The following is a 13,421-nucleotide window of genomic DNA, read 5'->3' on the forward strand; positions in this document are numbered from 1 at the left end:
GGGCAATTTCGTTTTGATTACAACTTGACGCTGATGTGAACCTTGGTTTAACGTAAATGCAATAAAGGTATTTTTCTCATTCTCCACATCCGGGTTTTTATAAAATTGCATGAATAAACTACATCACAAAATTGAGTACGACGCCGTTGTGAAATTCCTGATCGAAGTGGGCGAACGGGTGCGCGACCGCATCCGCCATTCGTTGATTCATCAGTCGATTGCAGAACGCTCCAGCGTTGCGGAAGAATGCGACGAAGACACCATTTTTCAGATTGACCGTGATGTCGAATCCATCATCGAACCATTGTTTGAAGAGCGGGCCGCTGAACTGGGCGGCATTGTGTTAATTGCAGAAGGCATCGGTGAAGACGGCGGCGTTGTGTTCCCTAAAGGGACGAATGAGAGCGACGCGGCGCTGCGCATCATTATGGACCCGATCGACGGGACGCGCGGCATCATGTACGACAAGCGCTCGGCGTTTTATCTCGCTGGCGCGGCGCCAAACACCGGCGGCGTTCAGTCGCTGCTGGACGTTGACGCGGCGGTGATGGTCGAACTGCCGACCTCGCGCAGTTATTTGAGCGATACCTTTTGGGCGGTGCGCGGGGGCGGCGCCCATCGCGTCACCCGAAACTTATTCAAGAACGAAGATACGCAAACCAAGATCGCTCCATCCAGCGCCAAAACCATCATCGGCGGCTTTGGCCAGATCAGCCGCTTTTTTCCACCCGCAAAAGAAATCCTGGCGAAAATTGAAGATGAAATGGTGGATGTGATTCTCCCTGAAAAACCCACTGGCAAAGCGGTCTTATTCAACGATCAATACATTTCGTCCGGCGGGCAACTCTATGAATTGCTGATGGGGCACGACCGTTTTATCGCCGATATTCGGGCGGCGCTATACCGGACGCTCGCGTCTCGGGGCGAGTGGACGGGAATGACTTGCCACCCCTATGATGTCAGCGCCCACCTGATCGGGAGCGAAGCGGGGATTCATATTACCAACGTCAACGGCGGTGAATTAGACTCGCCCATGGATACTATTTCCGATGCGGATTGGATCGGCTACGCAAACGCTTCCATTCGCGAAGAAGTGGAGCCAGTATTACAAAATATCTTGAAGAAATATGGTTTGATTTAATTGCGATTGTTTTGAATTGAGGAAAGCGGTTCATTATTCATTGAAAGGGAAATGTGATGGGATCCTTAGACTGGGGAATCATACTTGGATATTTTGTGCTGCTTTTCGGGCTGGCCTGGTGGGTCATCAAGAAAAGCAAAGACACCACCGACGACTACTTTCTCGCGGGGCGCAACCTGAGTTGGTTTATTGTTGGCGCTTCGATTTTCGCTTCTAACATTGGCTCTGAACATATAGTCGGTCTTGCGGGTTCAGGAACGACCGACGGCGTGGCGATGGCGCATTATGAATTGCACGCCTGGTGTTTGCTGATCTTGGGCTGGGTGTTTGTTCCGTTTTACATGCGCTCTCAAGTTTTCACCATGCCCGAATTTTTAGAGAAGCGCTTTAGCGAGCCTGCCCGTTGGATTCTCTCCATCATTTCGCTGGTCGCTTATGTATTGACCAAAGTCGCGGTGGGAATCTTCGCTGGCGGCGTGGTGTTTCGCACCTTGTTGCCGGAGATTCAACTCGACCTCGGCTTTGTGGTGATGGACAGTTTTTGGATCGGTTCGATTCTAGTCATAGTCCTGACCGGGATGTATACCATCTTTGGCGGCTTGCGGGCCGTCGCGTACACCGAAGCGCTGCAAACCGTTATTCTCGTCGTCGGTTCGTTTTTAGTGACCTGGTATGGACTCAAAGCGCTAGGCGGTTGGAGTGAACTGCGCGAAATATGCGGCTCGGAAATGTTTAACCTTTGGAAACCGCTGGTTCCGGCGGGAATCGAGGGCACCTGGGAGCCTGTCCGCGAAGAAACCCGCATGGCGTGGTATTTCAACAATAATTATCCCTGGTTGGGCATGTTGTTCTGTGCGCCGATCATTGGTTTGTGGTATTGGTGTACCGACCAATACATCGTACAGCGCGCCTTGGGCGCTCCGAACGAATCGGAAGCGCGCCGGGGCAGCATCGCGGCGGCGTTTTTAAAATTATTGCCCGTCTTCATTTTCATTATTCCCGGTTTGATTTGCTTTGCGCTGGCCGAAAGCGGGAAGAACGCTGAACTCGCGAGCGTGTTGTTTACCAACGGTGAATTAAATAACGAAATGTCGCAAGCGGCGTTTCCGTTGATGGTCAAGCACGTCTTGCCGGAGGGCGTACGCGGCATCGTCGTCGCGGGCTTGCTCGCAGCGTTGATGAGTTCGCTCGCAGGCGTCTTTAACGCATCATCGACGTTGTTCACGATGGACTTGTATTCAAAGTTCGACCCGAAAGCGACCCAGAAAAAACTGGTTTGGATCGGGCGTTTCGCGACGGCGGCCATGGTCATTATCGGCCTGATGTGGGTGCCCGTCATTCAAGGCGCGCGCGGGCTGTATGACTACCTGCAAGGCGTACAAGGCTATCTGGCGCCGCCGATATTCGTGGTCTTTTTTATTGGCGTGTTTATGAAGCGCGCCAACAGCGCCGGATGTCTGGCGACGTTGATTATCGGCTTTTTGCTGGGCGTGTTTCGTCTGGCGGTTGATACGCCAGTGTCGCTTCAAATGGCGGGCTATGAAGACGGCTATACCCAAGGCACGTTCTTCTGGTTTATCAACAATGTGTACTTCCAATACTACAGCCTGTTCATCTTTCTCGTTTGCGTGGTGACCATGATCGGCGTCAGTTTGCTGACCCCCGCGCCGGACGAACAACGCATCAGCGGCCTCACCTACGGCACTGTCACTGACGACCAGCGCTCGTTGTCGCGCAGCAGTTGGGATTGGCGCGACGTGCTTTCATCCGTTATGGTCATGGTTGCGATTCTCATTGCGTATATCTATTTCAGCGGCTGAGATTAACAGAAGAAACTCTGTCTCGTACGAAGACAAAGTTAAAGTATAAATGCGTCGGGGATGTCTCTCTTCGTTGAAATCAAGATTAAAATGGGGAGGGCGAACCTCCTGGTGGGCCTCGTAAAAAAACGATACCTTTTCTCGTTATCGCGGCTCGGCGGGAGCCTCGCCCTCCCCCTCTAACTCAATGAATGGTCGGTGAATCAACTCTCCGCACTTATATGCTTGAAACGGCCTTCTGTATAATTAATCGCCTACGTCCTCCTCTTCATACGCCCGCTTTGATCGACAAGGTGGAAGCGGTAACCGGCCTATCAAATTGGGGCGGCGACGAATTTCTCGAACCGCTTGAGGTTTTACTTGATTCAATCCACCGTGAGGCGCGGCTCAGCCAGCAGGGCCATTTTGTTTTGTATCAACACTACATGCGTTTATTGAAAAATCTCCTCGGCATCAATCAAGACTGGAAGCGCGAGCCGAATATCCACCAGGTTGAAATCAAGGCGCCGATTTTCATCTTAGGATTTCCCCGCACGGGAACGACGTACTTGCATCAACTCATGGCAAACGACCCCGCGCATCGCACCTTGCGCTATTGGGAACTGCTGTTCCCCTCGCCGCCGCCTGCGCCGAATACGCCTGAGGACGATGCGCGGATTCGCGAGGCCAAGCGGTTTTGTTATTGGATCGGAAAAATCTCGCCGAAGTTATATTCCATCCATGCGTTGGACGCGATGAGCGCCGAAGAGTGTTGTTTCATCTTCGACCATTGGTTTCTCGACCGCATTAACCACTTGGTGTTTGACGTTCCGACGTATGTGAAATGGTACGACCAATACGACCATCGCGCCTCGTATGTGTTCCATAAAAAAATGCTGCAAACCTACGGCGCAAATTTCCCGCCGCAGCCCTTTCTCTTAAAAGCGCCGCGCCATTTGTTTTGTCTGGATGCGTTGCTTTCGGTTTATCCCGATGCGCGCATTGTTTGGACTCATCGCGACCCGCTCGAAGCGCTGCCGTCGTTATGCAGTCTCAGCGAAACCGCCCGCGCCATCGTGTCGAAGGACATTCATCCCGAACGCATTGGGCGCCGCTGTCTTGACCATCTCGCCGTTGAGTTTGAATCGGGCTGGAAGGCGCGGCAGGCGGCGGGGGAAGGGCGTTTTTATGACGTTGCTTACAACGATTTGGTACGCGACCCGGTCAAAACCGTGCAGGCTATCTATTCCTATTTTGATATGGAGTATTCCGGCGCATTGGATGAGGCGTTGGAGGCCGAAGCCGACCGGCAACAAAATCGAAAGCATCAACCGCATCGCTATTCGCTAGAGCAATATCATCTTAACCAAGGCGAAACTCACGAACGGCTTTCAGATTACATTGAGCATTTCAGTTTTTACATTTGATAATTCATGTGAATTGAAAAAATCCTCTGGTTTTTGGGTGGGTTTTTAATGTGGATAAATCAGGGGGAGGGCGAACAAACCGTACGCTAGGCATCTCGCCGAATGAACAATTTCATCGCCCTGCGAGTTCGTTGGGAGAAATCACCGGGGTTCCCGCCCGCCAGTTTTCAACTTCTTGGTTCGCATTCTGACGAATCACATCGGCGACGGCGGGTTGAAGCCCATGCTCAATAGCAAGGGTTAAATCATTTTCCATTCCAGCCGGGTCATCCATCACCAATTTGAGAAACGCACGGTTAATATAGATTTGAAAATCGCGGGATTTTTTTTGAATGCGCTGGTCATAAATAATGAGGGCATCAAGATAGGCGTCCCGCGCGTCGTCTGTTCGCTTCAATTGCTCTAACGCGCAGCCTCGTACAATATGCGCTTCGGCGAAGCCGGGGTCGATCTCGACCGCTTGGGCGAGCAGGGTTTCGGCCTGTCGCCAATCACCGTCTTTCATCGCATCCGTCGCCTGGTCGGCGAGGAGCCATGCCTGGTCTTGCGACTCGCCGCAGGAGATCAGTAGAAAAAAGAGTGGGATCAATAATAATAATGTTTGTTGTTTCATGTTGTTCGCTCGTTCGGCGGTTTTCTCGCCGGGTCTCTGTATGTATGATTCATCATACCGCGCTTATCGCGTATTCCAACGATTGTAGTTTATAACGATGCCAAAAACGGGAAACCAGCCGCCGCACGCCAAAGAAGATCTCTCGCCGATGATGCAGCAATATGTCGAGATGAAAGAAAAATGCGGCGACGCCATTCTATTGTTTCGCTGCGGCGACTTCTATGAAATGTTCATGGAAGACGCCGTCACTGCGTCGCAGGCGCTCGACATCGCGCTCACCAAACGCGGCGGCGGACAAGGCAAGAGCGTCCCGCTGGCGGGCATCCCCTATCACGCCGCGCAAAATTATATCTACAAACTCACCCGCCAGGGCTTCCGCGTGGCGGTGTGCGAACAGATGGAACTGCCGCAGAAGGGCAAGAAACTGGTGCGCCGCGAACTGGTGCGCACCATCTCGCCCGGCGCCATCATTGATTCTGACGTCATCGACGGCAAAGAAAACAACTACCTCGCCGCGCTGTTCGACGGAGGGATGCAGGGCTGGGGGCTGGCCAGCGTCGATGTGACCACTGGCGAATTCCGCGCCACTTGGGAAACCGGGCCGGAAGGTTGGAACTCGATTCTGGCTGAACTCGCGACTCTCGCACCAAGTGAACTCCTTGTTGATTCTGATTCGCGCGACGACGCCGAGTTGCAAAAGCAGCTGCGTTCTTCATGCGATGCGTTATTGACCAGCGCGCCGGGCATGGCGTTCTCAACCGAGCGCTTTGCAGAATTTGAGGTCGAGCCTGCGCCCACGCCGGGGCTGCAAGGCAGCGACGCCGATCAATCGTTGGCGCTGAGCGCCGCGTCGGCGATTTTGCATTATTTGCAAGGCAACCAAAAAGAGACGCTGGAGTACATTCAGTTTGTCGAACTCTACCGTCGCAGCCAGTTTCTCATTGTTGATAAGAACACCGAGCGCAATCTGGAACTCATCACCAGCGCCAGCGGCGGCGGAAAAAAACATACGCTGTTGGGCGTGCTTGATCTGACGGTCACGGCGATGGGCGGACGCCTGCTGCGGCAATGGATCGTGCGTCCGTTAATTGATGAAAAGTCGATTCGCCTGCGTCAGGATATGGTGCAGGCGTTGGTTAACGATCCCAACCTGCGCGAGACGGTGCGCGATGCGCTGCGGTCTGTTTATGATTTGGAGCGCCTGCTAGGCCGGGTCACGTTCGGAAACGCCAACGCCCGCGATCTGGCTGCGCTTAAGGTCTCGTTGGAGCAAATCCCTTCGATCAACACGCTGCTCGAAACCGTCAACGCGCCCGACATGGTGCGCCGCGCCCTGCAGCGCGAAGAAGACCCGCAAGCGAAACAAATCGCGCCGCCGGGCGGCGAGTGGGTCGACCCTGTGATGGAAGTGCGCGAACTGCTGACCGCCGCCTTGCAGGACGAACCGCCGCTGACGGTGCGCGAGGGCGGCATGATTCGCGACGGCTACGAAAGCGAATTGGATGAACTGCGGTCATTGCGAAAAGACGGGCGCGGCTACATCGCCAAATTGCAGGAAGAAGAACGCGAGCGCACCGGGATCACCTCGCTCAAGGTCGCTTACAATCGCGTCTTCGGCTACTACATCGAAATCACCAACCTCCACAAAGACAAAGCGCCCGAGCATTACATCCGCAAGCAGACTCTGACTAACGCTGAACGCTACATCACGCCGGAGTTGAAAGAATTCGAAGCCAAGGTGCTGAACGCCGAAGACCGCATCGGCGAGTTGGAATACCAAATCCTACAAAAATTATTGCAAGCCGTACTCGGTTACGCAGTGCGCATCAAAGCCGCCGCCCGCGCCTTGTCGAGGTTAGACTCATTGCAGAGCCTCGCCGAAGCCGCCTCGCGTTATCGCTATTGCCGTCCTGAAGTTAACGCAGACGGCGTACTTGATATTCACGAGGGGCGCCACCCGGTTTTAGAACGCGCCGCCGTGGTCGACCAGTTCGTGCCCAATGATTGCAAGTTGGATATGGACTCGCAGCAGATGGCGATTATCACCGGGCCCAACATGGCGGGTAAATCGACCTACATTCGCCAAGTGGCGTTGATTGCTTTGATGGGGCAGATGGGTTCGTTTGTGCCCGCTGCGTCGGCGAAACTCGGCGTGATCGACCGCTTGTTCAGCCGGGTGGGCGCATCCGACGACCTCGCCCGCGGGCGCTCGACCTTCATGGTCGAAATGAGCGAAGCGGCGCATATTCTCAAACGGGCAACCGCGCAGAGTTTGGTGATCCTCGATGAAATCGGGCGCGGTACTTCGACCTTCGACGGCGTGTCGCTGGCTTGGGCGATTGTCGAATATTTGCATGGGCTGCGCGGCAAGGGCGTCAAGACGTTGTTCGCAACCCATTACCACGAACTGGCGGCGTTAGAAGAGATTCTCTCCCGCGTGATGAATTTCCATGTGCAAGTGTCGGAGAGCGCGGGGACGGTGTCGTTTCTCTATCGCATCGCGCCGGGTTACACCGACCACTCGTACGGCATCCACGTCGCTGATCTGGCAGGCGTTCCCAAACGCGTCACTGACCGCGCCCGAAAAATTCTCAAGCGCCTCGAACGCGGCGAGCATCTCGCGTTTCAAGCGCAAGAAAAAGACCCCGGCGATGAATTTCAGATTTCATTGTTCTCGATGATGGATGAACCCTTACGCGCCCGTCTCGCCGACTTGGACGTGAACGCGCTTTCTCCAATGGACGCCCTCAATCTGCTCGCCGAACTCGCCGCCGAAGCGCAGGGGAAATAAAGGGGATTCTTTCTGTCGTAATAATCCCCAATTATGGACATAAACATACACGCATTTTTTTCTCAGTAGAATGATGATGTCGTTGAATGAACTGCTTTATTTCATCCCGTGTCAGTAGTACCATTCCTTTACTCTCCTCGTTTATGCAACAAGCAACGCTTCCCGTAGATGGTGGTTCGTTGATTTCTCCTTTCTCCCAAGCCGGCCAACGCAGACTCGCCTTTTGGAGCGTGATATTCATCGCTTTCTGTATAGGTTTGTTGAATATCAATCGCGACCTTTATGAAACCACCGAAGGCCGATATGCAGAATGCGCGAGAGAAATGTTGGTGAATATGGATTTTTCCCATCCAACATTAAATAACGATGCGCATTGGACCAAGCCGCCGCTTACCTATTGGGCGATTGCGGCGGGTATTTATATCGCTGACGGCGGCGAATGGGGTGTGCGGTTATATTTGTTGTTTTCGTTTATTGGCGCGACAGTTTGCGTTTACTGGTTGGCTGACAAAATCTGGGGAGCGTCAGCCGCGCCAATCTGTGCGCTTGTTTATTGCACATCGCTATACCCCGCCGTTTCATCCGACATCGTTTCGACGGACGCTTTATTGACCTTTTGGGAAGCGTTAGTCTTGCTTTTTTTTTGGATCGGATTCAGCGAGCGCAAAGCCTGGGCGTATATCGCAATGTGGTCAGCGCTGGGAGCGGCCTTTATGACCAAAGGCCCGCCGGGCTTGTTGTTCTTTTTGGCCATTGCGCCGACGTATTATATCGGCAAGAGAAATGGAAAGGGCGGCCCTTCGCTCTTTTCACCAATAGGAATTATTTGTTTTATCGTGATTGGCTTGGGCTGGTACATTTATGAAGCAATACAAACGCCTGGGTTATTACATTATTGGTTGGGTTCAGAAGTCTATGAAAGAGTCTTGACCGACCATTTTAAACGCAATTCACATTGGACAAATATTTTCACCGTTTATGGAACAATACTATTATTTGGGTCCATGCCGTGGGCGCTCGTTCTGCTCTTTCATTTCAAGAGAATATTCCAAAAAAGCAGCCGCGTTTTCCGGTCGATCTTTCAGCCCGGCTATCTTCATTATTTTCTTCTTTCGATGGCGATCATTACGCCCTTCATCATTTTTTGCATCAGCGAATCGCGCCTTCACCTTTATCTATTGCCGTTATTCGTCCCCATCAGTCTGTTGGTTGGTCGCGGCGTTTTTGATTTTTTTGAAGCCGTCACGTTAAAGCGCTATTTTATCGGAGTTTTGGCGCTTGCTCTTTTGCTTGTGTGCACAGGTAAAATCGTTGTCGCAAGCAAAAAAAGCCGAAAAAGCATGAAGCCGGTGGCCATGCAGGTAGATGATGTATTGGCGTCGCTGGATGATAAAACGGAACTCTATTATTTTGGCGACCAGATTCCCTATAGCGTTCAATATTATTTGGGGCGCCCTATTGAGCAGATTATTGTCAATAATGAAGACGCAAAATCTCATTTTACAATTCAATCCATTCAGCAGCACTTCATTGTCGATCTTCAGAGCCATATAAGGCCGGTGGTTTTGGTTGATCGCGGGCATCTCACGATGCTGGAAGACCTGCTTTTTGGTTATGCTCCAAATGTAGAGATACTAAACTTCTCGGGCAGGCAGGTCCCTTCCATCCCAACTCCGGTACCAATAGATCAAGAAGTCGAACATAGTAAATCCGATGTTATTTTAATCGTGATTCATTAGTATCTTCTGGTGTCGGCATTCTTTTTGTCGAATTTACCACCTTCATCGCTTGACTTTTTCATGTAAAACAACTAATTGTGTTACTAGAATGAATATTTTAAATTGATCGAAAAAAGTTGAAATGGGGAAAAAGATGAACCGTAAGTCTGAAGGTTTTACATTAATTGAACTTTTAATTGTTGTCGCAATTATTGGAATCCTCGCCGCTATCGCCGTACCGAATTTTATCAACGCTCAGATGCGCGCTAAAATCGCTCACGTCCAGTCTGATTTCAAAGCGATGGCGACATCAATGGAAATGTATCAGATGGATAACAATATGTATCCGCCTCCGTTTAAATTGAGCGCATTGACGTCTCCAATTTCATATATGTCTTCTGTCCCACAGGATATTTTTCCGCCGTCGTATGATTTCGCCAGCGCGGGTGGTCAGACAAATCCGGGGGCGACAGTCAGTTGGTATCGCTATGTCTATGGAACCGATAACCCTGACGTCGGCGGCAGCGCTGACTTAAAAACCGCTCAGTGCGCTGATTATTGGGCGTATTTTCCTCCGTTTCTCTTACGCAGCGCCGCAGTAAGCCGGGCGAACGCAGAAGGTTGTAACAGCACTTGGTTGATCAAATCGTTTGGTCCCAACGTCAATCAGCCGTCGCTTTGCGGGGACAAGGGCGACGATTGCACCTTCCGTTATGACTCAACCAACGGTCTTATCAGTATTGGCGACATCGCTGTCTTCGGCCCTGGCGGACGCATTCAGTAATAACCGCTTAGTTTTTGTATAATTTCGTATGGCCCAAAACGCGCAAGAATTCCTTGCGCGTTTTGTTTAACCCGGTGTTTTGTTTTGGAATAACCAACACATCCTGACCGCCGTTGTTGCGGTATTGCGCCGCAGGCGCCTTGAACTGTGCGCCGCGTTCTTCCACGCCCGTCCAGCAGCCGTTGTCGTACATCCAGACTAGCGCGGCGCCGTCGCCCATCTGATTAGCGGCGCCTAGGTCTGTGCGGATAAATTCTTTCATGAATTTCGTAACCGGGCTGCCGGGCAGAGGGTCGAAATGCTCCGGGCGAAAGACGCTGTTTTTGTCCCAAAAATCGCCGCCGCCCCATTCAACCAACTGGCCTCGCTTGGCGACGATAAAGGCGCTCCAGCCGTCTTTTCCGTTATAGCCGTAATCAGTTGTTGTCAGGTTAAAGACAATCATCTTGTCAGAAATGGTTGGATCGTCGAGTAAGGCAATGGCGACGGTCGTGAGCGGTCCGCCCGCAATGATTACGAGTGGTTTTTCTTTTGACGCCTGATTGGCCTCGCTCACAATCAAGCGGCTGCCTGCGTTCGGCGTGAATTTTGTCTCTTCAATCTTCAGGCTTTCGGGTGGATGTAACACAGCCTCGGCGCCCAAAACTGGATTTGGAATATTTTCCCATCCTGCAGAACGCGCGGTCTTGATGGCATTATTGCAATCTTCAACGCACCGCTGCATTGGATATAAATAGTTAGGATGGTCCCACATGTCGCGGGTAATGATGTTGCCGCGCAGGTCAGCCGCGCCCAGGTGCGCTTGCGCCCAGACATAATAACTATCGAAAACGTCGTTCCACCAGTCGTTGTCATAAATGACGGGATTCGTCCCGTCAACGCCCTCAATGTGGACGCCGTGTTCATCAACTGAATACGCGGGAACTTTCGCTTCCGTCGCGTAAGGGAAACAAAGAACGAACAAGAATAGCAGCAGCAATCGGCTCATCGCGATATCCTCAATTAATCTTTAAATTGAATAATGATTCTTCTTTAAGGTTCTTCCGTAAATTGGATACTTATTTTATTTCGCTGCGTGCGGCATGGGCACAACTCTGTTCGCTTCAGTGCGGGCTTTCAGGCCCTTATGCACAGGCGCTCACAGAGTTGCGCCCATGCCTGAATTGGTTTGTCAATGTCGGAATCAAAATCATGGTCATCCATCAATGTAGGTACTCACTTACCGGATGAATCTTCTTTAACCATGATACCAAAATGAATTGTGTTCTGGAAGGTTATTGTCAATTTCTGGGACTTTAGTTTGATAGTCACAGGTTGCTTCGGTCGCGATCGTTTGCTCGCAATGACGCGGATGCGGTAAATAGTGGTGATCCGTTAAAGTTCCGCCCCCAAAGATTGGGGGCGGTTAGGCGGGGGGGTGACTGGCGGCGAAGCCGGCAGCAATTCAAAAAATCAACTACCCCCTCCCTTTTTAAGGGGGGACGGCGCTGAAAGCGCCAGGGGGGATTCGGGCGCAACGTGTTGCGCCCCTACAGGGCTGATATTTTTGATTTCGTTGCATCAAGGTCTGCCCTCACTTCGCGACGCCTCGGCTTTAGTCGAGGGTTTGGTATTGTAATTTTGAAAATTCAATCAATTAAGCAGATTTTCCTTTATTGCTGAGCAATTTTTTGCTAGGATTAACAAAATATGTTTATGTCTATTTATATATGAAAATGTGAAAGAGAGAGAGAATGCGAAAAAAGTCAGGCTTTACGTTAATTGAATTGCTTATCGTCGTTGCAATTATCGGAATCCTCGCCGCGATCGCTGTCCCCAATTTTTTGAACGCTCAGATGCGGGCGAAAATTGCGCGCTGCAAGGCTGATTTGAAAGCGATCAGTATGGGGATGGAACAATACTTTCTCGATAAAAACGATTATCCTCCCAGCCATTACATTTTTTTGATAACGACGCCAATCGCCTACTTATCAAGCATCCCCAACGATTCGTTTCCGCCGTCGTATGTTGGAAATAGCGGACAGCCGGAAGACATCGCAAAATGGACGTGGTGGCGGTATATCCGTGGGCCGCTTGCAAAAAGCGGGAGAAATGGCACCGCGCTATGCGGCGATTATTATGCGTATTTCTCACCGTTTGCGCCTCGAAGCGAGGCAATGAGTCTCTCTAGCGCACAAAGTTGTCCGGTGATCTGGTACGTCAAATCTTTTGGGCCAAACGTGGAGACGACGGGATTGTGTGGGAGTAACGGCGATGATTGCACTATGCGCTTTGATTCCTCTAACGGCGTTCGCAGTATTGGAGACATTGCGGTCTTTGGTCCCGGCGGAAGGGTCGAATAACCGAACTCGACCGATTACTTGATTGATTGATTCAAAACGCGCAAGGAAATTCCTTGCGCGTTTTTTTGTGTAAGAATGGATGAAATGATTTACGGTTTTTCTGCCAGAATTTCTTGAGGCGTGTGGCCGTCGACGGATTCGACTTTGAGTTCTTTGGTTTCGCACCAATAAATGGCGCCGTCTTCGTCGCACACGGCGGCAAGAGCGTTTTGTCCGTCTTCGCTGATTTGTCTCACGCCGCTTGGCGGCATCGTCGACGGCTCGGGATGATAGGCGTCGTGTCCGGTTCCAACCAGCAGAAAGCGCCTGCCCGTTGGAATATGTTTAACAATTGTGGCCATAATAAACAGTCCCGGTATGCAATGTGATATGAAATTTAAACGACCTTGTAAATCAACGCATCCGAAGAGGCTCGGGTTACAGCACTAGGCGCGCAGCGTGAATTCCAACGGCCAGCGCCGCCAGACCAATCAAAATTTGCAGTACCAAATTCGCAGATAGATGAATCCACTGCGAAGTGGACAGCAATTGGTTGTTCTCAAAGATAAATGTGCTGAATGTGGTAAAAGCGCCCATAAATCCCGTCAGGATAATGACCCGGGTTTGGGGGCCGAGCGCTAAGTGGTGTTCTTCAAGCGACCAGATAAGTCCAAATAAAAAACAACCGACAATGTTGACGATGAAGGTGCCCCATGGAAAGTCAGACCCCAAAATAGAACTCACCAGCGTCGATAACCCATAGCGTGAAAGCGTACCCGCTGCGCCTGCGACGGCGATGAGTATGACGTTTTTCAAGGGTACGCTCC

At 51.4% G+C, this 13,421-nt stretch carries 11 protein-coding genes; 7 read left to right on the plus strand and 4 right to left on the minus strand.

Annotation, left to right across the window (positions count from 1 at the left end; all coding sequences use genetic code 11):
- The first annotated feature begins 109 nt into the window (after window positions 1-109).
- The 3 genes from P9L94_07830 to P9L94_07840 all read left to right on the plus strand — a co-directional run bounded on the left by P9L94_07830 (window position 110) and on the right by P9L94_07840 (window position 4,367).
- Window positions 110-1,141 (plus strand): inositol monophosphatase family protein, encoded by a 1,032-nt coding sequence (locus P9L94_07830; GenBank protein ID MDP8243975.1) that lies wholly within the window; start codon window positions 110-112, stop codon window positions 1,139-1,141.
- A 56-nt stretch (window positions 1,142-1,197) separates the two neighbouring features.
- Window positions 1,198-2,961, plus strand: coding sequence for a sodium:solute symporter (locus P9L94_07835; protein ID MDP8243976.1), 1,764 nt, complete (start codon window positions 1,198-1,200; stop codon window positions 2,959-2,961).
- Between the two features lie 293 nt (window positions 2,962-3,254).
- Window positions 3,255-4,367 carry a sulfotransferase gene (locus P9L94_07840; GenBank protein MDP8243977.1) on the plus strand — a complete coding sequence of 371 codons (1,113 nt, stop codon included), beginning with the start codon at window positions 3,255-3,257 and terminating at the stop codon, window positions 4,365-4,367.
- Between the two features lie 112 nt (window positions 4,368-4,479).
- Here the strand turns inward: P9L94_07840 and P9L94_07845 are convergent, their stop codons facing one another.
- The gene (locus tag P9L94_07845) at window positions 4,480-4,980 is read right to left on the minus strand and encodes a tetratricopeptide repeat protein (GenBank protein ID MDP8243978.1); all 501 of its coding nucleotides are present in this window, start codon (window positions 4,978-4,980) and stop codon (window positions 4,480-4,482) included.
- 97 nt (window positions 4,981-5,077) lie between these two features.
- On the opposite strand from P9L94_07845, the gene mutS reads away from it, so the two are divergent.
- From mutS to P9L94_07860, 3 genes are all read left to right on the plus strand, one after another.
- Entirely contained in the window at window positions 5,078-7,771 is a 2,694-nt protein-coding gene (mutS, locus tag P9L94_07850) for a DNA mismatch repair protein MutS (GenBank protein ID MDP8243979.1), read from the plus strand.
- A gap of 260 nt (window positions 7,772-8,031) precedes the next feature.
- Entirely contained in the window at window positions 8,032-9,510 is a 1,479-nt protein-coding gene (locus P9L94_07855) for a glycosyltransferase family 39 protein (GenBank protein ID MDP8243980.1), read from the plus strand.
- 133 nt (window positions 9,511-9,643) lie between these two features.
- Window positions 9,644-10,273 carry a prepilin-type N-terminal cleavage/methylation domain-containing protein gene (locus tag P9L94_07860; GenBank protein MDP8243981.1) on the plus strand — a complete coding sequence of 210 codons (630 nt, stop codon included), beginning with the start codon at window positions 9,644-9,646 and terminating at the stop codon, window positions 10,271-10,273.
- A gap of 7 nt (window positions 10,274-10,280) precedes the next feature.
- Here P9L94_07860 and P9L94_07865 read toward each other — a convergent pair whose 3' ends face one another.
- Window positions 10,281-11,261: a hypothetical protein gene (locus P9L94_07865; GenBank protein ID MDP8243982.1), complete on the minus strand. Its 981-nt coding sequence runs from the start codon at window positions 11,259-11,261 to the stop codon at window positions 10,281-10,283.
- 745 nt (window positions 11,262-12,006) lie between these two features.
- Between P9L94_07865 and P9L94_07870 the strand changes: the two genes are divergently transcribed.
- Window positions 12,007-12,615, plus strand: coding sequence for a prepilin-type N-terminal cleavage/methylation domain-containing protein (locus tag P9L94_07870; protein MDP8243983.1), 609 nt, complete (start codon window positions 12,007-12,009; stop codon window positions 12,613-12,615).
- Between the two features lie 89 nt (window positions 12,616-12,704).
- On the opposite strand, the gene P9L94_07875 is transcribed toward P9L94_07870, so the two are convergent.
- Window positions 12,705-12,956: a hypothetical protein gene (locus P9L94_07875; GenBank protein MDP8243984.1), complete on the minus strand. Its 252-nt coding sequence runs from the start codon at window positions 12,954-12,956 to the stop codon at window positions 12,705-12,707.
- A 76-nt stretch (window positions 12,957-13,032) separates the two neighbouring features.
- A complete protein-coding gene (gene crcB / locus P9L94_07880; GenBank protein ID MDP8243985.1) occupies window positions 13,033-13,410 on the minus strand; it encodes a fluoride efflux transporter CrcB in 378 nt (125 codons plus the stop codon).
- Window positions 13,411-13,421: the final 11 nt, after the last annotated feature.

The sequence above is a fragment of the Candidatus Hinthialibacter antarcticus genome (genome assembly GCA_030765645.1).
Taxonomy (GTDB): Bacteria; Hinthialibacterota; Hinthialibacteria; order Hinthialibacterales; family Hinthialibacteraceae; genus Hinthialibacter; species Hinthialibacter antarcticus.

What these genes read in the sequence shown, in the direction of transcription:
- P9L94_07830 (MDP8243975.1), top strand. Translation starts at nt 110, where the DNA reads ATGAATAAACTACATCACAAAATTGAGTACGACGCCGTTGTGAAATTC.
- P9L94_07835 (MDP8243976.1), top strand. Translation starts at nt 1,198, where the DNA reads ATGGGATCCTTAGACTGGGGAATCATACTTGGATATTTTGTGCTGCTT.
- P9L94_07845 (MDP8243978.1), bottom strand. Translation starts at nt 4,980, where the DNA reads ATGAAACAACAAACATTATTATTATTGATCCCACTCTTTTTTCTACTG.
- mutS (MDP8243979.1), top strand. Translation starts at nt 5,078, where the DNA reads ATGCCAAAAACGGGAAACCAGCCGCCGCACGCCAAAGAAGATCTCTCG.
- P9L94_07860 (MDP8243981.1), top strand. Translation starts at nt 9,644, where the DNA reads ATGAACCGTAAGTCTGAAGGTTTTACATTAATTGAACTTTTAATTGTT.
- P9L94_07865 (MDP8243982.1), bottom strand. Translation starts at nt 11,261, where the DNA reads ATGAGCCGATTGCTGCTGCTATTCTTGTTCGTTCTTTGTTTCCCTTAC.
- P9L94_07870 (MDP8243983.1), top strand. Translation starts at nt 12,007, where the DNA reads ATGCGAAAAAAGTCAGGCTTTACGTTAATTGAATTGCTTATCGTCGTT.
- P9L94_07875 (MDP8243984.1), bottom strand. Translation starts at nt 12,956, where the DNA reads ATGGCCACAATTGTTAAACATATTCCAACGGGCAGGCGCTTTCTGCTG.